Origin of the sequence: Halostagnicola kamekurae (genome assembly GCF_900116205.1) — an archaeon.
In the GTDB taxonomy this organism is placed as follows: Archaea; Halobacteriota; Halobacteria; order Halobacteriales; family Natrialbaceae; genus Halostagnicola; species Halostagnicola kamekurae.
This window is the reverse complement of record NZ_FOZS01000002.1, coordinates 146,441-171,701: the sequence shown is the minus strand read 5'-3', so window position 1 is coordinate 171,701 and position 25,261 is coordinate 146,441. Positions and strand designations below refer to the sequence as shown.

The 25,261-nt window shown below is 54.6% G+C and carries 26 protein-coding genes and 2 tRNA genes; 17 read left to right on the top strand and 11 right to left on the bottom strand.

Features of this window, described 5'->3' with window-relative positions:
• The first annotated feature begins 31 nt into the window (after positions 1-31).
• A tRNA-Val gene (locus tag BM348_RS08690) sits at positions 32-105 on the top strand.
• Between the two features lie 311 nt (positions 106-416).
• Here the strand turns inward: BM348_RS08690 and BM348_RS08685 are convergent.
• The gene (locus BM348_RS08685; protein ID WP_092904048.1) at positions 417-863 is read right to left on the bottom strand and encodes a DUF7344 domain-containing protein; all 447 of its coding nucleotides are present in this window, start codon (positions 861-863) and stop codon (positions 417-419) included.
• A gap of 206 nt (positions 864-1,069) precedes the next feature.
• Here BM348_RS08685 and BM348_RS08680 point away from each other — a divergent pair.
• From BM348_RS08680 to BM348_RS08670, 3 genes are all read left to right on the top strand, one after another.
• Positions 1,070-1,143 (top strand) — tRNA-Phe (locus tag BM348_RS08680).
• A 238-nt stretch (positions 1,144-1,381) separates the two neighbouring features.
• Positions 1,382-2,014 (top strand): hypothetical protein, encoded by a 633-nt coding sequence (locus tag BM348_RS08675; protein ID WP_092904046.1) that lies wholly within the window; start codon positions 1,382-1,384, stop codon positions 2,012-2,014.
• 173 nt (positions 2,015-2,187) lie between these two features.
• Positions 2,188-2,661 (top strand): hypothetical protein, encoded by a 474-nt coding sequence (locus tag BM348_RS08670; protein WP_092904044.1) that lies wholly within the window; start codon positions 2,188-2,190, stop codon positions 2,659-2,661.
• A 164-nt stretch (positions 2,662-2,825) separates the two neighbouring features.
• On the opposite strand, the gene BM348_RS08665 is transcribed toward BM348_RS08670, so the two are convergent.
• The 4 genes from BM348_RS08665 to BM348_RS08650 form a co-directional block, all read right to left on the bottom strand.
• Positions 2,826-4,688: a hypothetical protein gene (locus tag BM348_RS08665; RefSeq protein ID WP_092904042.1), complete on the bottom strand. Its 1,863-nt coding sequence runs from the start codon at positions 4,686-4,688 to the stop codon at positions 2,826-2,828.
• A gap of 77 nt (positions 4,689-4,765) precedes the next feature.
• Positions 4,766-5,404: a hypothetical protein gene (locus BM348_RS21825; protein WP_245779421.1), complete on the bottom strand. Its 639-nt coding sequence runs from the start codon at positions 5,402-5,404 to the stop codon at positions 4,766-4,768.
• A 151-nt stretch (positions 5,405-5,555) separates the two neighbouring features.
• Positions 5,556-5,753: a hypothetical protein gene (locus BM348_RS08655; RefSeq protein WP_139231168.1), complete on the bottom strand. Its 198-nt coding sequence runs from the start codon at positions 5,751-5,753 to the stop codon at positions 5,556-5,558.
• Positions 5,746-6,171, bottom strand: a complete 426-nt coding sequence (locus tag BM348_RS08650) for a hypothetical protein (protein WP_139231167.1) — start codon at positions 6,169-6,171, stop codon at positions 5,746-5,748. Before BM348_RS08650 ends, BM348_RS08655 begins: the two co-directional genes overlap by 8 nt.
• Positions 6,172-6,922: 751 nt before the next feature.
• Here BM348_RS08650 and BM348_RS08645 point away from each other — a divergent pair.
• From BM348_RS08645 to BM348_RS08630, 4 genes are all read left to right on the top strand, one after another.
• On the top strand, positions 6,923-7,186 hold the full coding sequence (locus BM348_RS08645) for a hypothetical protein (protein ID WP_092904035.1): 264 nt from the start codon (positions 6,923-6,925) through the stop codon (positions 7,184-7,186).
• Positions 7,187-7,262: 76 nt separating this feature from the next.
• Positions 7,263-8,657 (top strand): bifunctional DNA primase/polymerase, encoded by a 1,395-nt coding sequence (locus tag BM348_RS08640; RefSeq protein WP_092904033.1) that lies wholly within the window; start codon positions 7,263-7,265, stop codon positions 8,655-8,657.
• 79 nt (positions 8,658-8,736) lie between these two features.
• Complete coding sequence (locus tag BM348_RS08635; RefSeq protein WP_139231166.1) at positions 8,737-9,078, top strand: hypothetical protein; 342 nt, start codon at positions 8,737-8,739, stop codon at positions 9,076-9,078.
• A 196-nt stretch (positions 9,079-9,274) separates the two neighbouring features.
• Entirely contained in the window at positions 9,275-10,852 is a 1,578-nt protein-coding gene (locus tag BM348_RS08630; RefSeq protein WP_092904029.1) for a hypothetical protein, read from the top strand.
• 158 nt (positions 10,853-11,010) lie between these two features.
• Here the strand turns inward: BM348_RS08630 and BM348_RS08625 are convergent, their stop codons facing one another.
• The 3 genes from BM348_RS08625 to BM348_RS08615 form a co-directional block, all read right to left on the bottom strand.
• Complete coding sequence (locus BM348_RS08625; protein WP_092904027.1) at positions 11,011-11,790, bottom strand: hypothetical protein; 780 nt, start codon at positions 11,788-11,790, stop codon at positions 11,011-11,013.
• Positions 11,790-12,437, bottom strand: a complete 648-nt coding sequence (locus BM348_RS08620; protein WP_092904025.1) for a hypothetical protein — start codon at positions 12,435-12,437, stop codon at positions 11,790-11,792. The genes BM348_RS08625 and BM348_RS08620 overlap by 1 nt, the downstream gene beginning before the upstream one ends.
• A gap of 68 nt (positions 12,438-12,505) precedes the next feature.
• Positions 12,506-13,531, bottom strand: coding sequence for a tyrosine-type recombinase/integrase (locus tag BM348_RS08615; RefSeq protein WP_092904023.1), 1,026 nt, complete (start codon positions 13,529-13,531; stop codon positions 12,506-12,508).
• A gap of 414 nt (positions 13,532-13,945) precedes the next feature.
• On the opposite strand from BM348_RS08615, the gene BM348_RS08610 reads away from it, so the two are divergent.
• The 5 genes from BM348_RS08610 to BM348_RS08590 all read left to right on the top strand — a co-directional run bounded on the left by BM348_RS08610 (position 13,946) and on the right by BM348_RS08590 (position 19,176).
• Complete coding sequence (locus BM348_RS08610; protein WP_092904021.1) at positions 13,946-14,869, top strand: winged helix-turn-helix domain-containing protein; 924 nt, start codon at positions 13,946-13,948, stop codon at positions 14,867-14,869.
• 199 nt (positions 14,870-15,068) lie between these two features.
• Positions 15,069-15,770, top strand: a complete 702-nt coding sequence (locus tag BM348_RS08605) for a class I SAM-dependent methyltransferase (RefSeq protein ID WP_342714160.1) — start codon at positions 15,069-15,071, stop codon at positions 15,768-15,770.
• 366 nt (positions 15,771-16,136) lie between these two features.
• Complete coding sequence (locus BM348_RS08600; RefSeq protein ID WP_092904019.1) at positions 16,137-17,072, top strand: CPBP family intramembrane glutamic endopeptidase; 936 nt, start codon at positions 16,137-16,139, stop codon at positions 17,070-17,072.
• A complete protein-coding gene (locus BM348_RS08595) occupies positions 17,072-18,772 on the top strand; it encodes a serine hydrolase domain-containing protein (RefSeq protein ID WP_092904017.1) in 1,701 nt (566 codons plus the stop codon). The genes BM348_RS08600 and BM348_RS08595 overlap by 1 nt, the downstream gene beginning before the upstream one ends.
• A complete protein-coding gene (locus BM348_RS08590) occupies positions 18,769-19,176 on the top strand; it encodes a hypothetical protein (protein ID WP_092904015.1) in 408 nt (135 codons plus the stop codon). The genes BM348_RS08595 and BM348_RS08590 overlap by 4 nt, the downstream gene beginning before the upstream one ends.
• Before the next feature lie 86 nt (positions 19,177-19,262).
• On the opposite strand, the gene BM348_RS08585 is transcribed toward BM348_RS08590, so the two are convergent.
• Both BM348_RS08585 and BM348_RS08580 read right to left on the bottom strand, forming a co-directional pair.
• Entirely contained in the window at positions 19,263-19,523 is a 261-nt protein-coding gene (locus BM348_RS08585) for a hypothetical protein (RefSeq protein ID WP_092904013.1), read from the bottom strand.
• The gene (locus tag BM348_RS08580) at positions 19,516-20,307 is read right to left on the bottom strand and encodes an alpha/beta fold hydrolase (RefSeq protein WP_092904011.1); all 792 of its coding nucleotides are present in this window, start codon (positions 20,305-20,307) and stop codon (positions 19,516-19,518) included. The genes BM348_RS08585 and BM348_RS08580 overlap by 8 nt, the downstream gene beginning before the upstream one ends.
• A 174-nt stretch (positions 20,308-20,481) precedes the next feature.
• Here BM348_RS08580 and BM348_RS08575 point away from each other — a divergent pair, with 174 nt between their 5' ends.
• Positions 20,482-21,168, top strand: coding sequence for a helix-turn-helix domain-containing protein (locus BM348_RS08575; protein WP_092904009.1), 687 nt, complete (start codon positions 20,482-20,484; stop codon positions 21,166-21,168).
• 90 nt (positions 21,169-21,258) lie between these two features.
• Positions 21,259-22,065: an alpha/beta fold hydrolase gene (locus tag BM348_RS08570; RefSeq protein WP_092904007.1), complete on the top strand. Its 807-nt coding sequence runs from the start codon at positions 21,259-21,261 to the stop codon at positions 22,063-22,065.
• A 17-nt stretch (positions 22,066-22,082) separates the two neighbouring features.
• Here the strand turns inward: BM348_RS08570 and BM348_RS08565 are convergent, their stop codons facing one another.
• Positions 22,083-22,763 (bottom strand): helix-turn-helix domain-containing protein, encoded by a 681-nt coding sequence (locus tag BM348_RS08565; protein WP_092904005.1) that lies wholly within the window; start codon positions 22,761-22,763, stop codon positions 22,083-22,085.
• A gap of 86 nt (positions 22,764-22,849) precedes the next feature.
• Here BM348_RS08565 and BM348_RS08560 point away from each other — a divergent pair, with 86 nt between their 5' ends.
• Together BM348_RS08560 and BM348_RS08555 are read left to right on the top strand one after the other, a co-directional pair.
• Positions 22,850-24,199, top strand: coding sequence for a cytochrome P450 (locus BM348_RS08560; RefSeq protein WP_092904002.1), 1,350 nt, complete (start codon positions 22,850-22,852; stop codon positions 24,197-24,199).
• The gene (locus BM348_RS08555) at positions 24,196-25,086 is read left to right on the top strand and encodes a CPBP family intramembrane glutamic endopeptidase (RefSeq protein WP_092903999.1); all 891 of its coding nucleotides are present in this window, start codon (positions 24,196-24,198) and stop codon (positions 25,084-25,086) included. Before BM348_RS08560 ends, BM348_RS08555 begins: the two co-directional genes overlap by 4 nt.
• Positions 25,087-25,261: the final 175 nt, after the last annotated feature.

Sequence of the window (25,261 nt, the reverse complement as noted above, 5' to 3'; positions counted from 1 at the left end):
TTATTCGCACGGACCGGCTTCGATCAGGTACGGGCTCGTGGTCTAGCTGGTTATGACGCGGCCTTTACAAGGCCGAGGTCGGTGGTTCGAACCCGCCCGAGCCCACTATTGCTGTCGCGAACAATTCGTGAGCGACAGCGATGTGATGCGAGCGGCGGGTTCGAAGGAGACGAGTCGCGCGCAGCGTAGCGAGCATGTCTCGGCGTAGTTCGAACTCGCCCGAGTCCACCTCTAAGTTTACAACCTCTCGACCCGCTCGTATTGAGATCAGTCTTGGCTGCGTGCTCGAGCGAGAGCGAAAAGCCAAGTCTGCACCCTGTGGGGATCAGCGATAGATTACTGCGTCCCAGCACAGAAATCGGACTAGCGGAAGGAGTTAGCTACGTCCGGTTCCGCATAGAAAACGGTCCGCGACGTCAGTGCTTGAGTTTGGCGACGTTCTCTCGAATCTGGGTGATGAGTCCGTCCCCGGGCTCGGACTGGAGTGCTGTGTTCAGCGTCGAGTTCTCTGGTTCGTCTTTGACGACGAGTCGGAGGTACGGCTCGAGTTGCTCGAAATTATCATCGAGAACGACCGTGTGGTTGCTTTCGTCGTGGTCGACGACACCCGCGTCGTCGAGTTTCGGCACGTGACACTGCACGGAGGAGACGTACACGCTTTTGTACTGCTTTTTCGCGACGTCTTCTGGCGGACAGTCGTGTTCCCAGCCGGCGACCTGTTCGGCGATTCTCGAGAGTTCGATCGGATCTTCGTGCCCGCGGAGCGCGTAGAGAAGGTACCGTCGTCGCCGGTTTGCCAGCAGCTCGAGAATCGTGTTCGCTGACAGGTCAGTGCCCTCCTGATTCTTGGTAAGGCCCTCCATAACAAGATATTACCACCCGGTCCGGAAAAGGGTGTCTTGAATATCTATAAATCCGACAGACGGCGATGTGTTCGATGCTGACTCGAGAGCGTAACCAGTGACTACTGGTAGACAGGACGACCACGGGAGGGCGTCGGATGTCGGGACCTACCACGCCCGCCCGGATTCGAAATCCTTTTTTGTACCATCGACGGAGTGTGAGTCGAGCCGCCTTAGCTCAGACTGGGAGAGCACTCGACTGAAGATCGAGCTGTCCCCGGTTCAAATCCGGGAGGCGGCATGGCTTTTTCACTCGCGCCAGATTCACTGGACGAGAACGCCGTATGGTGATTTTATCCCGATTTCCCGGATTAGATTTCATTATGATTCAGCTCGCGCCCCAACGCCTTCGGGCACTTCAGCCTACATTTGAAACGGAGCGCGCTTAGACCTTAGCGTAGTAGATGAGTCGTGTCGTGGTTCCGAAATCGGGGCTACTTGAGGGGAGGTACTATGATGGTCGGTTCATCATTCGACATATGGTCGAAACTTACCTACTGAAATCACTCAAGAGGATTCACGATGACTGCGAGCGCGCACTTCGTGATGACAACTATAGAGTCAATACGTCACTTGCAGAACGATTCAACGAGGTACTTGAAGAGGTCAAAGACGAATATCCGGATAATCAGAGGATTCAAGATATTTCCGAGGCCGAAGGGATTTCTGTAGGCACAAACCTTCATAGAGGGAGTGAAGCCGCTCTGAATACCATACAGGAAATCAAACTGGAAACACTCAAAATCGCAGACACACTCGATTTGGATACTGACGACTTTGAAGATATATCTTCAAGTGGAGAATTTGCAGTTATCAACGTCCAACAGGGCCAATCTCAGGAACAGGCTCAGACCCAAGTCCAGCGCGTAACGGTCGAGAATATTTTTGAGGATATTGATGGTATGATGACTTCGCCTGAAGAGAAAGAGGAACTCCGAGACCTCGTACAGAAGTTTGAGGATGAACTAGAAAGCGACGAGACAGACGCCTCTCGGCTGAGGCAGATAATCGCTAAAGCCCGAGAATACAGTGATGATATCGCGAGAAAACTGATTATGATGGCTACGGAGAGAGGTGTCTACATCCTGCTTGGGATGAGCCTCCTAAATTGAGAGAGTCATCATCCAGCTATCCATCTCGCTCCCCTTCGCTCCTCTCAGGCGATTCTAGAACTATCGAGCAGAAGACGATTGCTCTCTATTGAATCGGCTCCTCGCCGCGCTTAGTGAATCTCAATCCATTGGATGGAACAACATATTAAAACCGCCTCTTTCTGTGTTTATCCATGGTTCTCGATTCGCAGATGGGGCCTCTCATTATTGCCACTGCTACATTCATTGGGGCCTTGGTCGGGTCTCTAACTCAGTTCTTCATTAGAAGGCGAGAACAGTCCGAAAGGCGAAACAAAGTGCGGAAAGCAATCAAGAATGAAGTCGAAGCGATGGAGTGGTTAGATAGGGAGGATGCTTTCGGAATAGGTGCCCTTCCTAAAACGGATATCGAGGGACTGATTTCTCGACAGATGTACGAGGCGCAAGCTAAAGACATCGGTTTACTCGCAGAGGAAGAGATTGAGAAGATAGTCACATTCTATACCTTTCTATCGAGTACAAAAGTCCTCATTTTGGGGTATCAGGAGGAATGGGGTTCGTTGCATGATGCAGATGAGAAAGCAAAGAGAGACAAGATTGAAGCTCATTTGGATAACCTCCATGAAATGAGGGAAGAATTGGTAAGCGAATTGGATAATCGAATCTGAGTTCTATTAGCGGCCCCTATACTGCGCTATTTTATTGATATCTCTTACCACTTAGAATCTTCACTGACCCAACCTCGCCAGTCTTCGAACATATTGCTTTCTGACTATCGACCATCCAGAACCGAAAAGGAGAACGCGTTTAGACCTTTGCGTGCGGGAGCGTACTATTCTCTAAAGATTCCCACATAGAGGGTATCGATGGTCCCCCAGATAGTCTCTCCTCCAAAGAAGACTTTGTACCCAACCTTCGATTCTCTCTCTTCTGGGGCTAACTCTTGTTCAGTAACTTCAGAAAGGCCCTGAATACCATCTTCCTCGATTATCTCTATGATTTCTTGGGCGGAATAGGACGAGGGGGCTGGTTCAGATTTGAGAACCTCACCTGGTTCTCCACGAGTTTTTTCGATACCATCCCCCTGCATCTCAACGCACCCATCTATCAGTCCAAGGTCCAAGCGTTGCTCTGGGTCTATATCCTCGACTTCAACCTGTTCCTGAGGCTCATCCCATATTTCGGCAATAATCTTGGTACTAAGCGTTTCTTCACCTGCTTCCTTAAACTCGCTAAGAACTTCTTCTGCAGTATCTCTATCTAAATCCTCATTCTGATACTCTTCAAAGACATTGTAATGTTCATCAGAGTAGGCTAATGGAAATGGTATCCGTGTTTGGTTAGCCAATTCAATCCTCTTAACAAACTCTAAGAACTCCCGGTCCTCTGGTTGGGGTAGTTGAATCCCCTCGAATGAATCTTCAAGTGACTCAGTGAAAACCTCTCCATCAGGGAACTTGAATTCAATATCGGAAATGTCGTCTCGATTCTGGATATCGAGTAATTCAAGATACTTGGAGACACTCAGCCGGCCTGGGTCGACTGAAAAGTTGAACTGCCCCCTTCCTAGCTCACGAAGGCTATCGGTTTCCTCAAACTGGAGAGAAACCTCAATTGGATAGTCAGGGGTAGGTTCTGTCGCATACTCAATCTCAAAGTGGAGGGTGCTTCCTGAGAGAGACCAAGATGCTACGAGTTCAACGCTTAACCCCTCCTCAAGTTCGAATTCGGAGACCATCTCTGGGACATCTTTTTTAGGGACGATTATCGTACCATCTGTGTTCTGGATAGAGAAATAGGATATTGTCTCCCCACCTCCACTGGCACCAGCCCTATAGAAATCAACAGAGACCCTGTCTCCTTGACTAATAGTTGTGATTTCGTAGGCATGCGTATAGAGCTGATTCACCCGGTCAGCAATATCAAGAGACCAACGCTCAAGGAAGGAAGAAGGTAGCGTCAGGATGTAAGGATTACCACCGGTATCTCCGCTTTCTTTGCAGAGAAAGGATGCGTAGGTGTCCTCAGTCTCCAAATCTTGTGGTTCCGTCTGCTCACTGTCTACTGTAAATCGAGGGGAAGGATTGACCATAACTCTATTCCCATGTTTAACGGCGTTGTACGCTTCTTTGAAATTAAGATAGAACGTAGCAATAGCCTCTAATTCGGCTTCAATATACGAAATTGAACCCTCAATATATTCACTTAGTTCTTCTTCCGACGGTCTCTCAGAAGATTCATCGGGGGGCTGAATACGCCCATCTTGCATCTGTTGATATCCAAATTGTTCGCTAATCCATTCAGTTGCATTCAACTGGCAGTCTTGGTCATCTAAATAGCTGTCAAGAGTATGATTTTGACAGGCTTTGAAGAATGGAACCAAATTGCTTGCGCTCGTTCGAATCAACGATTCAATAAAACTCTCGTCACTTACTGCTTGTGCTCTTAGGTATGTCCCAAATTCTTCAATATATTGGATGGTAGCACGGAATAAGTCCACGGCAGCATAAACCTCTGCAGCCGTCTGGTTTTCTTCCGGTACTGCTTCTAGTCCTGAATCAACAGAGGCAGAGAGTTTCAGGATATGAGCATACGCTACTTCTGGGTCATGCCTCTCGCGAATTGCTTCTTCAGGGTCTTGGGGACCGGTTTCCGTGTTAAACTCTGTTCGCTCAAAAAATCCTGACCCGGACATTATCGTCACTTACCAACACAGTTTGATATGCTTATTCATATTCTGGTCAAGGTTCTCCGAAGTCTCAAATCGGCCTATTACTTGCGTCCCTCGACCCAACTCCGCCAAGATTCGAGCGCATCCGCTTTCTGAGTCTCTGGGTCATCCAGAACGCCGACTTCCTTGAGCATCCTGAATATCGTCTTGTCGCGTTTGCGAATCTCATCAAGGAGGGCGGCTTCCTTCTCGTGGCTTCCGTGTTCCGTCATGATGGTCTCGGTCAATCCGGAGACGTTCTCGACGTAATCGCTGGCCTTACTGACGATGTGGAGTTCGATAGCGATTCGCCGGGTCATCACTCTATCGAGATAATCGACGTCTCCCGAACGCGCTCGAATTCGGTCCTGAATCGAAGCGGAGACATCCCGGACATACTCCTTCTGCTCTCGCGGGAGGGATTGGAAGTAGTGATGGGGGTCGGCGTTCAGGGCGTGAGTCTGAGCGTTCTGGTTTCCCTTCGGCGCTCCAGTCGAGGCTCCTCCATGGTACTTACAACGCCCTTCACCGAGATGGTCCGTTCCCTTCCCGGCCGTAGCGTTGCAGTATCCAGCGAAAACGGTCCCCTCACTCTCGTCGTCCCGTTCGACTTTCTTCCCGTTGCATTGCTCGTCTGGCTCGATTCTCGGAACCTCGTCAGGTTCGTTGCCGAGGTACTGCTCTTCTTGCTCGATGGTCATGGTCTATGGAGTTGATGTTCGTTGTGAGGGGTGAGGGAGGGCGTTAGAGCGTTGAGCATCTCTTCCCCACCATTCGGGAGGGGGATGGCTACGGGGAATCTACGAATCAAATCGTCCCTGCTGTTCTCCATCTGAAACATGGGGGAATCCTCTACCACCAGATATGGGTATCTCCGACTGGCTTCCCTGAGGGGCGTGGGGATTCATCCAGTAGCTCGAACGCCTCTTCGATACTGACTCCGAGTTCTTCGGCGACTTCCTCGGTCGAGACGGCGGGATTGGTGACGGACTTCTCCATCTTCACGACTGTATCTGCATCCTCGGGCGTCACTTCCTGAGCGTCACTCATCGTTTCCCCCATGGTCCCAGCCACCGACGGGAACTTCCTCGGGATTGGCGTCTTTACTGTTCGTCCGACGACCTCCCTGAATCTGGAGTTCCTCCTCCACGGTCAGACCCTCGCGGGAAGCCCGAGAGATTTCAGCCGCGCTCATGTCATCGTTGAGTCGTGGGTCTCTACCTGGTTCGACTCGTTCCCTCTCGACTGTCGCGGTATGAGGGGAATCGCTCTCGGTGAATCCAGACACCGGAATTTCGACTTCCTCCGTCACCGTATTCGGCCCCGACCCTCGGCTGGCGTTCGTCCGAGACTGGTCCGAGTCGAAGAGTTCCGAGACGACCTCCTCGTTGAACCGCTCCTGTAGCACTTTCTTGAGTTCCTCACGAGCCTTCTGCTTCATCGAATCACTGGGTATAGCTTTGCTCATACTCAGGATTATGGCAAACAAGTTAAACAACATTCCGCCGGAGATGGCCTCAAACGGGAGAAAGAGGACGCCTCTCTACGATTTGGGACGGACTCAATCCGAGGAAGCTTCCCCTCTCAGACTGTACTACGCAACCTCCAGCGGTTCCGAGAATTCTCCTTCTGTCGATGAGAGTTCTTTGGGTTCAGCGTCTCCTCGGCGCAGAAACTCATTATGCACCCGACTGGAATGAGTTCGGAGTGGGGTCTCTTCGAGGAAAACCTTCTCACAGGATGGGCAGGGCCATATCTCACCGGGCATATCCGAATCTTCGACTCTGGGGCGAGATAAACAGTCCATGCTCTAAGAGGAGCGAGAGGCGCGCTCTCATCGATTTGTCGAAGAGATGGCCCTTTCCGTTGCCCAACCCCCCTCGATTCACTCTCTGCTTGCCCTCGCAGCGAGAACTGGCGCTGGATGGATTCCGGGACCGTCTATTGGGAGCCTTGTTGATTTCGACCACATATCCCACAATTTCCCGTACCAGTCCATCGTGCATTTTTGCTGAACCTCCGGACGAGAATATACGACTAGAGCGGGCTTCTTCATATACCTCTGCCTGAGTAGGAGATGGTATGATTCTCTGACCTTCCCGGCCCACTTCGATAAATCTCGATACTCACGTCTTCTATTGCGTACTAACGACTTCTGAGCCAAAGAGTCGAACTTGTGTTTGCCAGCAGTTATGACAGTTCGGAGGCCAATCGAATATATGGCGAAAGAACAGACAGAGGTTACGACAATCGGCGTTCAGAAAGACACACATCGAGAACTGAAGGAAGCCAAGCCCGAGGGTGAAACCTGGTCCCGCTTCCTGCAACGAGCCGTCAATTCCCTCGATTCAGACAAGGCTTTCACGGATGGGCAGGAGGAGCGCATCAACGAACTAATCCACGGGGCTGTCGAGGAGCGCTTCGACGAGGACATGTACGGGGAAATGGTAGATGAGGCGCTAGACGATATCCTCGACAAGTAGGTCTGGACAATGAGAGGGATTGAATCCGGGGGCGTGGACCCCCGAACTATGGGTAACGAGGGAGACGCCGAAGGAGATGACCTTCGACATGAGAAAATCAGACTCCAACAGAGAAAATAGTTCCGCGCCGAGAAGCCCCGAAGACGTTCTTAGCAAGGACTTCAGAAGAGGTGGTACTTGCAACCATGAGAATCCGGTCTGCACTTGCTATACATCAGATAGCGAAAGAGCCGCTCTCCTCAAAGAATATATTGGCACCCTGACGGAGAACGGATGGCGGGGCGTTCAATTGATGCCTCTCGATGGGGAGGGGAAGCGCCCGATTATTTCAGGACGTTGCCGGCTGGACTCCGATGAGGCAAAATCACTCTTGGTCGATGCCGAGGACGCAATCCAACTTATCGAGCAAGACGGAGAACGAGGATTTTGCCTCTACGCTGGAAAACCGGAACATGGGACGAGTGGGCTGGTCTTCACCGACCATGATGACCCCGACCTATTCCCTGCCGATTCCGATACGCTCACAGTCATTTCCGGCTCAGGGAGGGGATATCACCAAACCTTCGAGAATGGGGGAGACGTTCAGAACGCAAAGGGGAAGGAAGAATTGAATGGTGCTGGGGAGATTCGAGCCGAGAACCAGTATGTAGTCCTCCCCGGTTCGATTCACCCCTCTGGTGGAATATATCACGTCGAATCGAATCCAGGTATCGGGAAGCTCGAATCCGGTGACCTCCCTCAGGAACTCCTTCCGAGTAACGAGACATCGAATTCCGAACCTATCGAACTCGATACCGAAGTCCCTGACTCCCTCGGAGACATTGAGGCAAACTTCAACGTCGAGAAGCGATATCAGACGATGCTCAATTCAATGGTCTCGGAAACCATTGAGGCAGTCATCGAAGGGAACCTCAGTAAAACCAGGTTCGAAAACGACCGTCACCAAGCGGAGGGATGGTTCGCTGAACAGGTTGGGTTCTATATGGAGAGGAACAGGGAGGTCATTGAACAGGTTCTCACAACCATCTTCAATCGAAATCCGGAGACAGACGCCCACGCTGACGACCCAGACAAGAGTAGCGAGCGGAAATTCCTACGGGATGACCATCACCGAGAACAAATCCTCGATTACGCTACCTCGAAAGACACCGAATACGACCCCGGACTGGGAATTACGAAATACACCCGAGAGGAACGGCCAGAGGTCAGTTATCCAGTCATCGACCGAGTACAGGATGCCCTCAGCGACTTGGTTCTTGCTCGGAAAGGGGAGATAGTCGAACATCCACGGGTTGACCGTAAGGAGACGCAGGTCTATGAAGCACTCAGAAAGATGCAGGACTCCGATGACGTACCCTTAAACGTGAAATCCATCAAGGATGGTCGTAAACGATACTACTACCTCGAAAGCCATGCAATACTGATTCCTGAGGACCGCCGCGAGGAACTCGGTATTGAGGTGGGGATATGATGGTCCTCTTTATCTCCTCCCTCTTTTGTAGTGAGAGGGCCGAATTAGTTAGAAAAACTGATAAAATGGGGTGGAATTCATGAGTGAGACCGAGAACCAGGACAAACTCGAACGCATCCGGAAAGCCCGAGAGGGAGAAGAGAATTCGACCGACCCTCCGGATACCTTCACTTGCCCCATCGAGGGATGCTCTCGTACTGTTATCGGTTCGCCCGACGCCCTTCGGAGTCATGTCCGGCAATCTGGCGAGGAGAGCCATCGCCATAGAACGCTGGATAGCGCGCTTAAAACCGAGCTTGATGAGGTGGCATATCACGCGGAGTGGGGGCCGGGACTTCGAGAGGGGTCCGAAGAGCCGGATTCGATATACGCCGATTACGAAGGGGACTGGGTACCAGGCGCTCCTACCGTCGAATCGTAGCCGAGTTCTCTTTGCTCCTCAGCGCCATCCTCAGGGGCACTTATGGAGATTCGATATTTCGTGTTACCACCCGATAGCAATCGCCTCTCAGTGGTAAAGAGAAGCGAGAATCGATTTCAGAGAAGGAGAAAATGTCCATTGCGAACTCAGAATAGCGTGAGATTGAAGATACGACAGACTAACGATATACTATCAAATGTCGTACGACCAACTAAGGGCCACTTGGGCCGGTCTGAAAAGTGCGTACGGCTTTGCCGCAAATAAGTATCTTCTGAGTGGCCTCCTTCATAATTTCCAGCAGGGTCGAGAAACCTATCTAGTAGATGAGGTTCAGGAGCGGAATGCGGTTGTCTCCATGCTCAATGACTTCGAGGAAATAGTAATCGATGAACTCGAACTTCTCAATGAGGGATTTGCTCAGGAAAAAGAAGAGCTGGCCTCGGAGATAATTGAGCAAGTCGAGCCAGTCAAGCACGAAGTCTACCCCTTTGCGTCATCATATCTATTTCAGGATTTCCCCTCGGTAAACGAAGACCTTCCAGTGCCAGAAAATGCAGTAGGGGGCTCTGAGGTGGTGCGAAAGCGAGAGAAAACATTCCTCTGTATGGTTTTGGCTAGAGAGCAAGTTCGACTGACGGATAGAAGGGGTTCATGGAATGGGGAGTCAAGAGCCGACCTCCGCCAGCGATTACGCCGAGAAATGGGTGAATTTGAATTCGGTTCCCCCAGCAAACATGAGCTTCGATTCCTCTCTACATTTGAGACGCTGAATCTTGCAATCCGAGAAGGGAACAGAACGGATAGAAAATCCCTCTTTACAGGAGAGCCAGATGAGCCAGAGAAGGTCTATCGAGATTTTGTCCACACGTTTCTCCCGTTCTTAGACTATCCTGATTATGATGTCGAGGAGAAGTCAGAGCAAGAACGATTGCGCTCAAAGGTAATCCAGATAGTTCGGCAGGGAGAACTCAACACCGCTGCAGCAGGGAGAAATATTCTACAAGTAATTAGGGAGGAAGAGGAGCGAATCCTTCGCGAGCATTCTACTGAGAAGGGTTTCACTGTATTCTCCCAAAATTGGCACGGAGAGAAATCAACAGACCAATTCAAAAACCAGATAGAAAGGAAGTTCCAGTACCACGTTGCAACGAAAGGGAAACAATACTCATACAGTAAACCGAAATTCGAAGGTCAGGAACCACTCTATCTCACTAAACATACCATATTTACTGAGAAGGAGTACTCGGATGCAGAGGACTTCTATAACAGGGCATTAGAGAGTCTCATTCCAGAGGGCCACTTTGTAGCAGTTATTGAAACTTCGAACACTCGCCCATACTACCCTCAGTCTGAAAACGAGCTTCTTGAGTCGGCCAAGAATCCAGAATATCTTGAAGGGGCTATTGAAGGAATCAAGTTCTTCGAAACCTCAAGTCCTCCTGAGGACGTAATTTCCATTGCATTGGATAATCTAGTTGGTGAGGAGATTGAGGTCAAGGAAATGCTTCGTAGTCTCCGGATTGACGTACTGATTCCGGGGCTCTCTCAGGATGAGGAGCGCGTTTTGAGAGATAACCGAGAACGGATTGAGAAGGAATTTGAAGTCAAAGACATCTTCGATTGGCGAAAAAAGAACCCGGACGACGTTGGAGGATATCTCTACTATCTTGATGAGGAAACGGAGAACTCGGAAGGTGACTGGAAGGAAAATGCAGAGGGACTAGTCGAAACTTCTGAAGAGTGGTTCAGAGCGACGGAAACCGTCCGTAATTAAATCCGGAAGTGGTTCCGCTTCTATTAGTCACTCAGCGCTCTCCTCTGCGGTGCTTATACAAATCCGATATTCCTGTTACCAGCAAAGCCGAATCGCCTCTGAGTGGCGAGGAGGAGCGAGAAGAGCGAGGGAAGAGAGGCGCTCCCTCAGCAATCGGGCTACTCATCATATTCATCCGCAATCCGCGCACCACGTAGAACCTCATAAAGAATCTCGGCAATTCTCGTAGCGTCACCACTCCAGTCTTCAATTTCCTCATCGGTAAAGTCGACTCGAATGGCGTGTGCGCCAGAGTTCCCCTCCTCCTTGAGGTCCCGCAAATCATCGACTGTAGAACGCTCTAATTCCCGTGCGTACTGTCGAAGAGTCGGTACGCCTTCCCGGAGATTCGTAAGGAGGTCATCGAAGGAATAGTGGCGGTTGTTCTCTTGGTCATAGAACATCTCGTTATCTTCTCCTGCATAGTGAGTCTTGAGAATCTGAAAGACCATGTCCTCGAAGAACTTCCGGGTGAGGACCATGGTAGCATCATAGAGACGATATCGATAGGCCTCATTTATATCCGCTACCAGCCGCTCATAGCGGTCATCGCCGTTCTCAAACCCATCTATATCGAGGAAAAGGTCCTCTTCACCTCGGGGGTTATCGAGGGCCTCATCATCTAACCGGGTCTCGACTTCTTCCTCTCCGAAGTGGGTTAATCGATATCCATCGTTCTCCGTGTCAGTAATCCAGTCGCTTCCTCTCAATCTCGAAAAGTACGTCGAAATGCTTGAGGAAGAGATAGAAGACCGGGAACGCTGAATCAATTCTTTAACATCTCCCTGAGTTACTTCGTCTTGCGCCTGTTCGGTCTCAAAATAATATATGACCAATCCGACCTGCTCCTTCTGTCCTGCGCCGTCCTCGAAATGTTCCAAAAATCTGTCGAACTCCATTACTCAGAGTCGTCTTCGAGCAAGTCTCTCAAAAGGGAATACGCTTCCCTTTCACCAGGTCCTCGAAGTTGGATGGTTGCTGACGAACCTTGTCCTTTCTGTTTGAAATAACTCTTCTCCCATGCCCGGTACGTATTACTTGTAGAGATATCCATCATCGAGAAGACGTTCTTGATGTCAGAAGTTTTCATCTTCTCCTTACCGTAGCACTTGTTCCAGATAAGGAGAAGTAGCAATGCAGTATTCCGTTGCCTTTCAACCACGCTGTCACCCAAGCGCTCCACATCATCAACCAATACCATCGGGAGTTCGTCATCCTCAACGGAGACATAGACCAACTCCTCCAATTCATCGATAGATGTCCCCACTCTTTGAGCAATAGAGGATAGGGGGCTATCCTCGGCTGAAGACGCTACTGATTCATCGGGAGGGGAAGACGCATCGTTGGACCCCTGATTCCAGTCGTCGATACCAGATTGCTCTTCCTCTATTTGCGGTTCGGCTTCGAATTCAACCTCATCAAATAACTGTCCGTTCTCTTCGAGGAATTCCACGAAGCCGACGAGACTCTCCTCTATCTCCTCTCTATCCTCTCCGGCGAATTCCGCATTCAGAGGTCCATGGTCAAGCGTAATTGTGATTTCCATACGATATGCTACTACTGCTCATCATGTCGTCATATTTCTTACGCCGAGAAAATGTAAGGTGAGGCCGTTTAGATTCCGTTGATGTAGTCGCGTCTCTGTTCCACCTTCACCTCCTCATCTCGTTTGTCGTAGTGCTTATCCAGAACGTCCTGCCCCACGTTCATCCTATCTGAGACGACCTTTTCCGGCACATCCTCGGTCAGGAAGTGGGTAATTGAGCCTCGCCGGATATCGTGAGGGGAGACGTTGACCGGGCACTTGCTATATCCTCCGTATTCAGCGGCTTCACAGTCATCAGGGTCGCGTCCTTTCGGGCAGTCAGCGTAGTAGCAAGGCCGAGTCACCATGTAGACTGCATCCCGAATGCTTGACCGATTCATCCTCCCGTTCCGGCTCGTGAGAAGCGGCTCCCGGCCATAGTCATCCTCGACTTCGTGGCGGTGATTATCCTGCCAGTCTTCGATAGCCCGGCAGACTTCGGCGTTCAGAGCGATGATTCGCTCCCCTTCCTTCCCGTTCTTGAGAGGAGTTTCGGCCTCCGGACGATGCCGGATAATCAGTCGCTCGTTCTCCTCGTCGTAGTCATCGATATCCAGCGCGTGCAAGGCCCCCAGTCGAATTCCAGTATGCCATAGAATCTCCATGATGACGTGGGGTCGAGAGGCGTACTCGAACTTCCGCTGGTATTCGATGAGCGCCTTCGCTTGGTCGGTATCGAGGATGCTCTCGCTCTGCTCATCGTTCTTATCGAGACTCGGCATCAGAGCCTCGAACTTCTCATGGAGGTCCGTCTCGACTGCATCGATGGACCCACACCAGCGAATGAAAATCCGGAGGGCGTCGAGTTGACCCTCAAGCGAGATTGGCTTCAAATCGCCGTCATCCCTTCTCCAAGTCTTGTACCTCTGCAAGTCCCGACCGGAGAGGGAGTTTATGTTCTCAATTCCCTCGACGTCCTTGCACCATCGGATGAAGTGCTTGAGCCGATAGTGGTAGCCGTCGAGCGTACTTTGCGAGACCTCGTTCTTCCGCGCGTCGAGGTACATCTCCTTCGCCTCAACAGGTGAGATGGGTTCGAGTTCGTTCTTCGTCATAGGGTTCACCGAAGCGCCCCCATGAGCGTGGAGTGGAGCTGTCCCCGGTCCCGCGAGCGGAGCGAGCGGGGCTACGGAAGGCGAGCGCAGCGAAGCCTTCCGGAAGTTCAAATCCGGGAGGCGGCATTAGACTCAGAGTTCAAATACCTGCGGTGCTGTGCGGGCGAGAATTCCGGGATTTTCTCGCGGCCTATTCGTCGAACTTGACCCGCGACTTTCTTCGTCACTGTGCAGATCATCGTCCGCGTGCCAGCTGAGAAGAGACTGCTCACGAGTTCCGCGGGACAGAGAGTTACGTAGTTAATAGAGATACCCAGTTACTGCTGTGCCCATCGGAGGGCCATCTCTTACCCGAGGGTACGGCGACTAGAGGTTTCAATAACGCTGCTGAACTGGGAGTAAATACGAAAGACAATGACAGAGGATCGTTCGGCTACGGATATTTTTCGCCTTCTCGCTGACGACACACGGGTTGATATTCTTCGCGCTGTCGCTGTTGCACAGTATGAGCTCGAAGGGGTCGGGTCAGGGGCTGCTGAACTTGCCTTTTCCGAGATTTACGACCACGTTGATGTGGAGAACACGTCCAAGCTGTCGTACCACCTCGGAGAACTAACAGGGGCCTATCTCCGGAAAAGCGACGATGGGTACTCGCTTTCACACGCTGGTGAGCGCATCGTTCGATTCATCCTGTCAGGAAATTACGAGCAACCGGAGTCGTTCGGGCCTGAACCGGTCGATGGAATGTGCGTCTTCTGTGGCGAGGGGGCGCTGGAAGCGAAGCTCTCGCATCAGTTTTTCCGCATCGACTGTACGGCCTGTGAGCAACAGGTTACGGGGCAACCGATCACGCCCGCACAGGTCAGGACGCGGGACGGCGAGTCGCTCGTGCAGAGCGTCAAGTTACGCAGTGCGGAGGATGCCAGGCAGATCCGGCGGGGGATGTGTCCGGAGTGCGGAGCGCAGCTGTCTGCCGACGTAGTTGCGGTGCCCGAAAGTCCGTTGCCTGATGCTGATTCGTTCGTGGTGACGAGTACTTGTGAGGAGTGTCTCCGGGAGTACAACAGCCCGTTGACCTACAGCGTCGTCTACCACCCGGCGTCGATTGCCTTCCATTGGGATCGTGGAGTCGATGTGACGGCGCGGGGTATCTGGGAGTTTCACGAACACGTCTATGAAGGCCGCTGGACGTCTGAACAGACGGCGTCTGATCCTGAGGAGTACAAAGTCGTATTGCGCTATGGGGACGATGCAGTTCGACTCTATCTTGATTCGGCTGCGATGGTGGTGCGGACGGAGCGCGTGCGAGGCGAGAGCGGTGAGTTTCGACAATCCTGACAGTATCTTTACGAAAGCGGCGTTGAGCAGACGATGGGGCTGGTCGGGGAGTTCTCTGATTATCGGCGTTAAGGGTGTATTATCGTGGTTTCCTACTCAACTCGGGTTTTGAATCAGATCCGATAAATTATCAAATACCCAATAGTTTTATTGCTGTTGCTGGTCCGACCCATAATCGCGGTCAACGGAGGTCCAACACGTGCAATCGAGCAATTCCCACGACGCGACAGGCCAGCAGCATCGAACACACAACGAGAATATCGACCAACAGCAATCAGCACGAAGGCGCTCGAAATCGGCCGACGAGATTGCCGACGCGTATGCAGATGTCGCCGACAAACTCGCACGGTGGCGACGGCTCGACCGGCTCTTTGCCGGTCGGTATCGTCGCCGCCAGTTCGAGCACGCGAACGGCCGAGTGCTGGATGTCGCCTGTGGTACCGGGCGGAATTTCCGCTACCTTCCATCGTCGAGCGAAGTCGTCGGCATCGACATCAGCGCCGAGATGCTCGCCCACGCCCGCAGTGAGCTCGACAGGCTCGAACTGGACGGGGCTGTCCATCAGATGGACGCCCAGGCACTCGACTTCCCCGACGACAGCTTCGATACCGTCATCTCGTCGTTCTCCACGTGCACATTCCCCAACCCGATTGCCGCGCTCCACGAGATGGAACGAGTCTGCACCCCCGACGGCGAGATCCTGCTGCTCGAACACAGACGCAGCGACGCCGCTCCACTTGCCTGGCTCCAGGACTGGCGCGCCGAGTCCCACTACGAGAAGAACGGCTGCCGGCTGAACCACGAGCCGCTGGAAACCGTCGAACAAGCCGGGCTCCCGGTCGAGAACGCAACGACAGCGTTCCTTGGTCTCGTCACCACCATCGACGCCACCCCCAGGTGAACATCCAATGAACGCACACACGACCCACCACTCGCTCACGCATCGACGCAACAACCACCACGTCACAATCCACGAAACCACCATGTCCGTCCCACACCTGACTCATCGCTACCCTGACTCAGACGAGACGTTACATCAGAATTCGGCCGCCATGCCGGGGGTGACGTATGTCTAGTGGGCTCTGGTGAATCGCCATAGGGCGTTGGGTTGGACCTACATAGTGGCACTGTGAATGAGTCCAATCGTTTCGCCAGCAGAGATTCGGGGGAAACTGAAGCCAGAATTGTCCAAGAGTAGTGCATCGAGCACCTGATATAGAGTTGAAAGTCGCCGGAGTCTAGCGATTCACCAGAGCCGTCTAGTGTAATGTCCAGCCTTCGGTCGCTCGTCTGGGGCCAGCAACACGGCCGCGTCCGCGCCATCTGGCGGGTACTCATTCCCGTCCTTGCTGGCTTCCTCGCGTTACGCCTCACAGGCGTAGCCGCGCTCACGTTCGACCTGAACCGCGGTGAAATGATGGTGGTTGCATTCGGCGGGACCACCCTCGTGATGCTGGGCGTCATCGGTATCTCTGCGCGGTATCTCGACCACCGTCCACTCCGCGAGTACGGCTATCGTTTGTCCGGTGACTGTTGGCGGAAGTTCGTCGTCGGCACCGGACTCGGAGTCCTCATAGTTGCGATGACTGTCGTCATCGCGCACTCCACCGATTCCCTGCGAGTGACCAGCGGGACACTCGTCCCGGACGCGGCACTATTTGGGTGGCTGCTCGTCTTCTTCGCCGGGTTCGTCGGCGTCGCGTTCTACGAGGAGTTTATCTACCGCGGCTCGTTCATCACGAACGCGGTCGAGGGGCTCACAGCCCGCGATATCAGTCGCCCCGTCGCAACCGGCGTCGCCTTGGTCGCAAGCACACTCGCGTTCGCACTTATCCACCTTCCTGGGGCAATCGTCGCGGACGCCAACGTCGGACTTGTCGTCGTGAAGACCGGACTACTCGGTGGCCTGTTCGGCGTTGCGTACCTCCGTACCGAGGAGCTTGCGCTCCCGATGGGCCTGCATCTCGGTGTGAATTACGCGCTTATGAACATCTTCGGCATCGGTGCCGCAGAAACCCCCGGCGTCCCGAGCTTGCTCACAGTCGAACACACCGCGACAGGTCTGTGGAGCGCATCTCGCGGTATTCCGCTCTTCGTAGCGATCCTCGCCGGATACGTAATCGTACTCCTGTGGACACGCTGGCGAAACCGCGGCCGTACCGCCCAGCAACGCAACCACCTCACTCACAGCCCTTCCGACTAATGACACGACCACGACTCTCCACAACGGACGATGGCACGGATAGAGCCACGAGACGGTCGTTCCTCGCTGGTCTCGGCAGCGTTGGATTCGTCGCTATCGGAACCGCAACCGGTCGAACGAGCGCCGCGACAGACTCTCAGAGCATCGACTCACAGCCAGGCGAGGGCCCATTCACGGACGCGGACGAACTCGAAGCATTCGTCGATGATGTGATGGCCGAACGGATCGGGACGATGACTCCCGGAGCTACTGTCGCCATCGTCTCGGGAGACGCACCCATTCTCACAAAAGGATACGGCGCTGCCGACGTTGATACTGATGTTCCGGTTCGAGCCGACGAGACGGTGTTTAGAGTCGGGTCAGTCGGCAAGCTCCTGACTTACACCGCCGTCATGCAGGGTGTCGAACAGGGCGTCCTTGACCTCGACACCGACGTCAACTCGTATCTCGGCGACTCTGCTGTCACAGTTTCGGCTACGTACGACGATCCGGTGACGCTCCGGCATCTCGGCACTCACACCGCCGGATTCGAATCCACGCTCGATCCCGACATTGTCGCCGACCCAGATGCTCTCGACTCGTTGGAGGCGTTACTCACCGACCAGCAGCCTTCGCGCATCCGCCCGCCTGGTGAGCTTGTCGGATACTCCAACTACGGTGCAGCGCTCGCCGGCCACGTCGTCGCCAAAGCCAACGACACGACGTTCGAGGAGTACGTTCAGTCGGAACTCTTCGAGCCGCTCGATATGACGCACAGCACATTCGCCCAGCCAGTTCCGGACGACCAGCCTGGCGACATCGCTGCACCACACGTCCGCGACGGTGAGTCGTTCCTGGTCGCCGACGACGTATACATCAATATGCGTCCTGCGGGCTCGCTGAGCGCGACATCAACGGATATGGCCACATTCATGCGTGCACACCTCGACGACGGCGCAGTCGGCGACAGACGGGTCCTTGACGCGGACACCGCCAAGGCGATGCACAGCCGCCACCACGTCCGTCACCCGGCAGTCACGAATTGGCGGTACGGGTTCCATGAGTACGGTGACCCCGACGCCAACCTCATCGGCCACTCGGGTGCGACGGTCAACTTCACGAGCTATCTACTGCTCGCCCCAGACCACGATGTCGGAATCTTCGTCGCCTTCAACAGCAACCCGATTGAGGGTCCGAAAGCGGTCGTTGATGAGATCGTCGCGGAGTACGAACTCCAGCAAGCACCGACTACACCGACACCAACTTCGAGATCGGGCGGTCAGGAGCGCGCCGAAACCGTTGCCGGCGAGTACAGTCTCACGTATCTTCCGCAGAGCGGGCCGCTACAAGTCGTCGATCTGCTCGAACACCTGACCGTCGAGCCCGCAGCCAACGGCCGCCTGCGCACGACAACTCTCGAAGGAGACGCCCGACAGTGGGTTGAGACTGAACCGTACGTGTACGAGGAGGTTGGCGGTCACGATGTCCTCGCCTTCGAGGTCACAGATGGCGAGGTAGACGTACTGAACATAAACAGCGAACCGACCGGCGTCTACCAGCCCGTTCCGTTCCACGAACGCCAACTCCTCACCGGAGGTGTTCTCGGGACGGCACTATCGGGCTTCGGTCTCTCGCTCGTCGGCTGGGGCGGACACAGCGCTTGGCGGCAGTGGAAGCAGTATCGCACCGACGAGGGATCCGACATGGAGGACTCCGAATGACAGATCAGCACGTCTCTCAACAACGAACCGAACAGCAGCACGAGTACGACGAGCGAAGCGGGTTCACATACGGGGTTAAACGCCGACTGACGAGCGCGTCGTGGCTCGCCCGCGCGGCAAGCGTCGGCCTGAGTAGCGTCTCGATTGGGTTCGTCATGCTCTTCATGTTCGTCTTGGAGACCGGCGGCGACCTCACGCTCTTCACGCGACCGCTACCGATGCAGATCGCACTCACGCTCCCGTATCTCATCGGTGCCCTCACGCTCGGTACAACTGTCGGTGCCATGCTGGCATGGCGGTACCGCTACTGGTCACTCACCACACGCATCCACCAGACAGTACTGGCACTGCTGGGTCTCGCGTTCAGTTGGCAGCTCTCGACACTAGGATTTCTCGGGCTGTAGCCATACTGAGAACACGGTTTCACTTCCGCAGTTAATCCCCCAGTCGAAATTACGAGATATTACTGTCGCTATCATCAATTGCACTCCTAGTCGTAGTTGTGCCAGTAACTGATAGCTCGATACAACGAGAACAGAAGGGCGTTGAGAAGGCCCGTGAGTGCAACAACTGCACCTAGCTGTGGACCAGACGTTTCGAACAGACCTCCTGTCCCACCAATCGAACTCACACCGTACTCGAAAGCGATCCCGATAACGACCCACGTGAGGAGGATTGCGGCAATAGAAATCCCGTCAACGACGTATCTCCACACGGGATGTTTCCCGGAGATTGCGGGTGACTCAGACATTAAGAAATGCCTCCGCTTCTGCTGAAATCCGTTCCGGTGCTTCGCTTGGACCGCTGTGACTGACACTATCGAATTCGACAAGGCGGCTGTGCGGTAGCGTCTCGTGAACGCCGCGAGCGCTCTCGCGGAGGAAATCTGGTCCGCCAGTGCCCGTCATCACGAGGACCGGCGCTTGGACATCGAGAACAGCAGGTAGCTGGTACTGTTCGACGGCACGATTCATCCGGACGACCTCTTCGGCGAGCTTCACGCAGTCCGGCCAGACCGGCCACTCGGCCAACCACGCATCGAGGTCGTCGATCCCGTCGGGGTGGAGGACCTGTTCGATGTAGCGTTTCACTGCCTCTCGTCGCTCACCGTCCTCTATGAGCGTCGCCATCCGGTCAGCGAGATCGGCCTCCTTTCGGTAGCTATCGGGGAGGACCGCCGGTTCGTACGCGAGGACTGCTTCGACTGCTGCATCCGCCGCGGCCTCAACTGCCGTCAGCGCGCCGTAAGAGTGGCCGAACAGGATCGGATCGCCGTCAACGGCATCGGCGAGCGCCCGCACGTACTGTACCTCACGGCCCAGTACCTCGTCAGCGCTCGTCTTTGCTGGGTTATCAAGGCAGGTGCCGAATCCCGGTCGCTGCGGGATCACAGCCCCATACTCCTCAAAGTGAGGCAGAATCGGATTCCAGTACTGGCGGGGGGCCATCCCGCCGTGGAGGAAGATCAGTGGCTGTCCGTCACCATGTCGTTCATACGCTATCTCGGGGCCTTCTATAGACTGTGTTGTCACCATGTGGTTCTGTGTTCGAGGACGACGAGGCTAAGCCGCACTCTCAGTCATTCGACCATTTATAAATCGCGGGAAGAGTATACGAGATACCAAAGAGTGGCACAGTAATACTCGAAGAGATTCCCCTCGCCATCGAGTCTTCAACACCTCCGCTAACAATGGCATCAACTATCCCGTATGAGGCTTGTCGCTGAATTCAAGATCTGCTGCGACGCGCTTCCGCTCGTCGAGGTAGCAGCGACAGTGCCCGAGGCGACGCTGATCCTTGAACTGCAGTTCAACCACGGGGAACGACCCCTGTTTCTCGTCACCGTGACAGACGGTTCCGACCAAGTGGTTGCGAACGCGTTTTCCGACGCCTATGATGTCGGTGAATGGACGCTCGTCGGAGAGGCCGGTGACACGCGTCGTTACCAAGTGATGCCAGCACTCAGCTTCGAGGAACAACTCGGCGGTCAGATAAACGACCTTGCGGGCCTTGAGGCGCTCGCCACGGCGGACGCGATCATCGAGCAGATCGAGGTATTACCGGACGGCTGGCGACAAACCGGGTGGTTTGCCGACCGAGAAGCGTTCAACGAGTTCTCGGCGTTCTGGCAACAGAACGCCGATTTCAGATTGTATCGTCTCACTCGTGATGGGGAGTCTAAACCACCTGGCGATGGGTTAACCAATCATCAGCAGGAGGCGCTCCGGACGGCGTACGAGATGGGTCATTTCGACATCCCGCGACGGGCGTCACTAGAAGAAGTCGCTACAGAGCTGGATATCTCTGCCTCATCGCTCTCTGAGCGGTTGCGTCGCGCGGAGACGCAACTCATCGAGGAGACGGTGGCGACGACGTGGCCGCCTCTCCCCGATTGAACCACTCTGCACCGGAACAGGCCCCACTTAAATGGCCGGACGGTTGAGAGATAGCGGTTCCCCAGTCCCGCCCGAACGAAGAGACGTACAATGCAGACGGTCACGTCAGCAGATGGCACCAGTATCGCGTTCGAACGACACGGAGAGGGACCGCCGTTAATCCTCCTTCACGGTGGATCCGCACCTCAGTATTGGAAGCCGGTGGTTCCTCGGTTCGCCGAAGACTATACCGTCATCATTCCCCATCGACGCGGTGTTGGGGAAAGCGGCGACTCTGAGGAGTACAGCCTTGCCCGCGGAGTTGAGGATATCCGTGCGGTCATCGATGCAGTGGACGAAACCCCGATTCTATTCGGGCACTCGTTCGGCGGTCTCTTGGCGGTCGAGACCGCCCGAACTGCACCAGTCGAGAAACTCGTCGCGTACGAACCGGCCGTTCTCGTCGGTGAGTATAGACAACAAGCCGATCTCGCGTCACAGATGCAGGCGCGAATCGATGACGGGGACCGCCGACAGGCAATGAAGTTCTACATCCGCGAAGTTATGCACGGTGGCGACATCGATGATCTCGACGAGTGGCTCGCAGAGTGGCCGCCGTGGCCAGACATCGTCGCTCTGACCGAAAACATCGCGCGGATCACCCGCGCCATCGAACAGTACCGCCTCCCCGACTCGCTAGACATCGACGCACCAGCACTCCTACTGACCGGAACCGAGGGCCCGCCCCACCTTCGAGACGGCATCCGTGCAGTTGACGAAGCCCTCTCGGACAGCCGGTTCGTCGAGTTCGAAGGCGTCGGTCACGGCGGGCCGACAGAAGCCCTTGATCGCGTCATAGCCGAGGTTCGCGCCTTCATCGACGGTAAGGAGGCACCCGCTCCGGAGGGTAGCGACTAACACCGAATTACCCTGCATCATTTCGTAGTTGAACGATCTTCGTAGAGCGATACAAGCCGCGCCTCTGCTTTTCGCAGATGGTCTGCGGCGGTACTTTTCGAACAACCTACCTCATCGGCAACTTCTCGAACGCTCGCTTGGCGCGGGATTTCGTAGTACCCGAGGTCCCGTGCAACGTCAAGCACCTCTTCTTGTCGGTCGGTCAACGCTGTGACTTGTGACTCCCTGTACGCGTCGTATTCCCCGAGGCGGTTGACCGACACAGAGAGATGTTCGGGGAGATTTGCGACCAACCCCTGGAGGGCCTCTTGTTCGCCAGCGATCTCGAAGAGCATCTCACCATCGGTGCCGTATTCGATTGGTGGAACGATGAGCAGTTCAGTATCGGTGAGGAGAGCACGTAGGCGACTGGCGAACCCATGTGCAGACTCTCGAATGTAGACGTAGAAACTGCGGTCATTGACTGGCGTCACGTCGTACTCTTGGATGGTTTCGACGCCATCGAGAGCCACGAGGTACTCCTTATGTCCCTTCTCAATGTTTCCGACGACGTGGAGCAAGGTGGTGACATACTCGGGATTCGAGAAGTTCCAGTGCCGTAGGTGCGCTCGTTGAATCGAGTCTTGTTCGACGAGAAACTGGTGCATCGGGTGTCGCGCCTCGGGCGGGAAGCGAATCTGTAACTGGAGGTATCGCATTGGCAGGGACTGTCGTTCAGAGATAGTAAAAAGGGGTGGACCTGTCCGACAGAACACCGGAGTCCGAGTGTCGAAAATGAGTTCATATGAGCTCGGATGTGACCTACCCACCCGGTCCGCGTGGACTCCCAGTTATCGGCAACACCGTCGATCTGAGCAGAGACATCTTCGCGTTTTTCGAAGAGCTACGCGACGAGCACGGTCGCGTCGCAAGTTACGAAGTGTTTGGGACGGACGCGTGCATGATTGCCCATCCTGATGCCGTCCAGCAGGTGCTCCTCGACGATCACGACGCATTCGAGAAAGGCGAGGTGTTGACGCGAAACCTCGCCGACGCAATGGGCGAAGGACTGTTCGTGACTGGTGGCGAACAGTGGCAGAACCAACGGACACAGGTTCAACCAGCCTTCTACCGGAACAGGTTGAACACGTACGTCCCCGAAATGCGTACCACTGCGGAAGAGACGGTTGAACAGTGGCGTGACGGGATGGTTGTTGACGTGAACCACTGGATGACCAAGACGACGATGGACGTGCTTGGCCGGACGCTGTTCGGTGTTGACGTGACCGAGAACCCGGTTGTCTCGGAGGCATCGGACGCAATCCTCGCCCGGTTCGATACGAGCCGGTTCTGGTCCTTCCTCCCGGACCGCCTTCCGACACCAACGAATCGACGATACAGACGGAAACTCGACGACCTCCAGACCTTTGTTGATGAACTGGCTCAACAGCGTCGTCAGCACCCGCCCGAGAACCGCGGTGATGATCTGCTATCAATCCTCGTGGGGTTCCTCGAAGCGAGCGAACTGACACAGGAAGAACTCCGTGACAATATGGTCACGTTCCTCTTTGCCGGACACGAGACGACGGCGCTCGGACTGACGTACACGTTACTCTGTCTTGCCCAGCACCCAGAGGAGCAAGCTGCCCTCCGAGAAGAAATCGACACCGTCTGTGGTGAAGCGGTGGCCGCCGAGGACCTCCCGGAACTCGAACAGACTGAACGAGTCATCGACGAGGCACTGCGCCTCTACCCGCCAGTGTATATGTTCTTCCGTGAAGCGACGAGGGACGTGGAACTGGAGGGGTACCACATTCCAGAAGGTACGACCCTCGTCTTGCCGCAGTGGGCTGTCCACCGTGACCCAGCGTGGTGGGACGATCCAAAGGCGTTCTGTCCGGATCGGTTCGCGGGCGACACCGATCACCCGGAGTACGCGCATTTCCCATTCGGTGGTGGCCCTCGGCACTGCATCGGCATGCGATTCGCGCGTATGGAAATGAAGACCGTTCTCGCAACGATTCTCAGCGAGTATACGTTCGAACTCGCCTCGAAGCCGAATCCCGACCTGGTCGCCAGTACAAACCTTAAGCCCGGTGAGCCAATCGAGATTGAACTCCACGAACGTGACGACACCGAGGAAGTAGTCCAATGACCGAGAACAGGCTCGCGTTTCAGGGTGGGTGGCGGACAGTGGTCGGATTCGCTGTGGCGTTCGCCCTCGTGACTGCGATCTGGGTCCCACTGAATTCGGCGGTTACTAATCTGTCGGCGTGGGCTACGTTGGCGACTGACCTCGGCAAATTCGCTGTGATCCTCGGATGCGTCTGGATACTCCTACAGATTGACGGGACTCGATTTACCGCATTAGGTCTCTCACGCCGGCATCTCTTCACCGCACTCGCTGCGTTTAGCGGGATCTGGGTGGCGATGAATGTGCTTGGAATCGGACTTGCCGTCGCTACCGGGAATGACTGGGCTGTAAGTATGATCTGGCATCTCCCCGACGAACACCCCGCAATCCAGCAGTATGGGCCCCTGCCGGCGACGTGGTTGGTATTCATTCTGCTCAACTTCCTCGTCATCGGACTCGTCGAGGAAGTCGCGTTCCGGGGGCACTTCCAGTCGAAGATGATCGCCTTGCTCGGCGACGACACTCGGTTGCACATTGCTCTCGGGATCGGTGCGACGACCATCGCGTTCGGCGCGATGCACACCCCCTCAGCGATAGTTGCCGGGAGGTCACTCGGCGGAGTCGTCAGTGCAGCGCTTGCTCCCACCCTCACCGCGGTTCTTTTTGGGGTCTTCTACGAATTGACTCACAACGTCTACTTCGTTGCGCTGTTGCACGGCTTCGGCAACACTTGGCCAATTGTGGTTGAGTGGACGAACTGGTCGGGGAATGCGCTCATCGCCTTCTGGATCGGCACTACCTGTATCTACCTCGGCGTGACGCTCGCATACCGGTATTGGATGAATGATTACGATTCGGGAAAGACGATCAAAAGAAATGGTGCCTCCAGTCCAACACCGGGTGAGTAGATCTCCCGTACTGTGTTGGCTAACCAGCTATGACTAAAGTAGCAGAGGTCGTTGGCTCGCGTCAACTTCTAATCTTGCTTATGGGCGTCTGTCTGATCCTTAACGGTAGCTGGACTCATGGGTATCTTCTGAACAGCAGAGCAGCTGCCGCCCACCGCTGTAGTGTTAATTCTCT

Coding starts and splice junctions, on each gene's coding strand:
- BM348_RS08685 (WP_092904048.1), bottom strand. CDS start 863: ATGGAGGGCCTTACCAAGAATCAGGAGGGCACTGACCTGTCAGCGAAC.
- BM348_RS08675 (WP_092904046.1), top strand. CDS start 1,382: ATGGTCGAAACTTACCTACTGAAATCACTCAAGAGGATTCACGATGAC.
- BM348_RS08670 (WP_092904044.1), top strand. CDS start 2,188: ATGGTTCTCGATTCGCAGATGGGGCCTCTCATTATTGCCACTGCTACA.
- BM348_RS08665 (WP_092904042.1), bottom strand. CDS start 4,688: ATGTCCGGGTCAGGATTTTTTGAGCGAACAGAGTTTAACACGGAAACC.
- BM348_RS21825 (WP_245779421.1), bottom strand. CDS start 5,404: ATGACCATCGAGCAAGAAGAGCAGTACCTCGGCAACGAACCTGACGAG.
- BM348_RS08655 (WP_139231168.1), bottom strand. CDS start 5,753: ATGAGTGACGCTCAGGAAGTGACGCCCGAGGATGCAGATACAGTCGTG.
- BM348_RS08650 (WP_139231167.1), bottom strand. CDS start 6,171: ATGAGCAAAGCTATACCCAGTGATTCGATGAAGCAGAAGGCTCGTGAG.
- BM348_RS08645 (WP_092904035.1), top strand. CDS start 6,923: ATGGCGAAAGAACAGACAGAGGTTACGACAATCGGCGTTCAGAAAGAC.
- BM348_RS08640 (WP_092904033.1), top strand. CDS start 7,263: ATGACCTTCGACATGAGAAAATCAGACTCCAACAGAGAAAATAGTTCC.
- BM348_RS08635 (WP_139231166.1), top strand. CDS start 8,737: ATGAGTGAGACCGAGAACCAGGACAAACTCGAACGCATCCGGAAAGCC.
- BM348_RS08630 (WP_092904029.1), top strand. CDS start 9,275: ATGTCGTACGACCAACTAAGGGCCACTTGGGCCGGTCTGAAAAGTGCG.
- BM348_RS08625 (WP_092904027.1), bottom strand. CDS start 11,790: ATGGAGTTCGACAGATTTTTGGAACATTTCGAGGACGGCGCAGGACAG.
- BM348_RS08620 (WP_092904025.1), bottom strand. CDS start 12,437: ATGGAAATCACAATTACGCTTGACCATGGACCTCTGAATGCGGAATTC.
- BM348_RS08615 (WP_092904023.1), bottom strand. CDS start 13,531: ATGACGAAGAACGAACTCGAACCCATCTCACCTGTTGAGGCGAAGGAG.
- BM348_RS08610 (WP_092904021.1), top strand. CDS start 13,946: ATGACAGAGGATCGTTCGGCTACGGATATTTTTCGCCTTCTCGCTGAC.
- BM348_RS08600 (WP_092904019.1), top strand. CDS start 16,137: ATGTCCAGCCTTCGGTCGCTCGTCTGGGGCCAGCAACACGGCCGCGTC.
- BM348_RS08595 (WP_092904017.1), top strand. CDS start 17,072: ATGACACGACCACGACTCTCCACAACGGACGATGGCACGGATAGAGCC.
- BM348_RS08590 (WP_092904015.1), top strand. CDS start 18,769: ATGACAGATCAGCACGTCTCTCAACAACGAACCGAACAGCAGCACGAG.
- BM348_RS08585 (WP_092904013.1), bottom strand. CDS start 19,523: ATGTCTGAGTCACCCGCAATCTCCGGGAAACATCCCGTGTGGAGATAC.
- BM348_RS08580 (WP_092904011.1), bottom strand. CDS start 20,307: ATGGTGACAACACAGTCTATAGAAGGCCCCGAGATAGCGTATGAACGA.
- BM348_RS08575 (WP_092904009.1), top strand. CDS start 20,482: ATGAGGCTTGTCGCTGAATTCAAGATCTGCTGCGACGCGCTTCCGCTC.
- BM348_RS08570 (WP_092904007.1), top strand. CDS start 21,259: ATGCAGACGGTCACGTCAGCAGATGGCACCAGTATCGCGTTCGAACGA.
- BM348_RS08565 (WP_092904005.1), bottom strand. CDS start 22,763: ATGCGATACCTCCAGTTACAGATTCGCTTCCCGCCCGAGGCGCGACAC.
- BM348_RS08560 (WP_092904002.1), top strand. CDS start 22,850: ATGAGCTCGGATGTGACCTACCCACCCGGTCCGCGTGGACTCCCAGTT.
- BM348_RS08555 (WP_092903999.1), top strand. CDS start 24,196: ATGACCGAGAACAGGCTCGCGTTTCAGGGTGGGTGGCGGACAGTGGTC.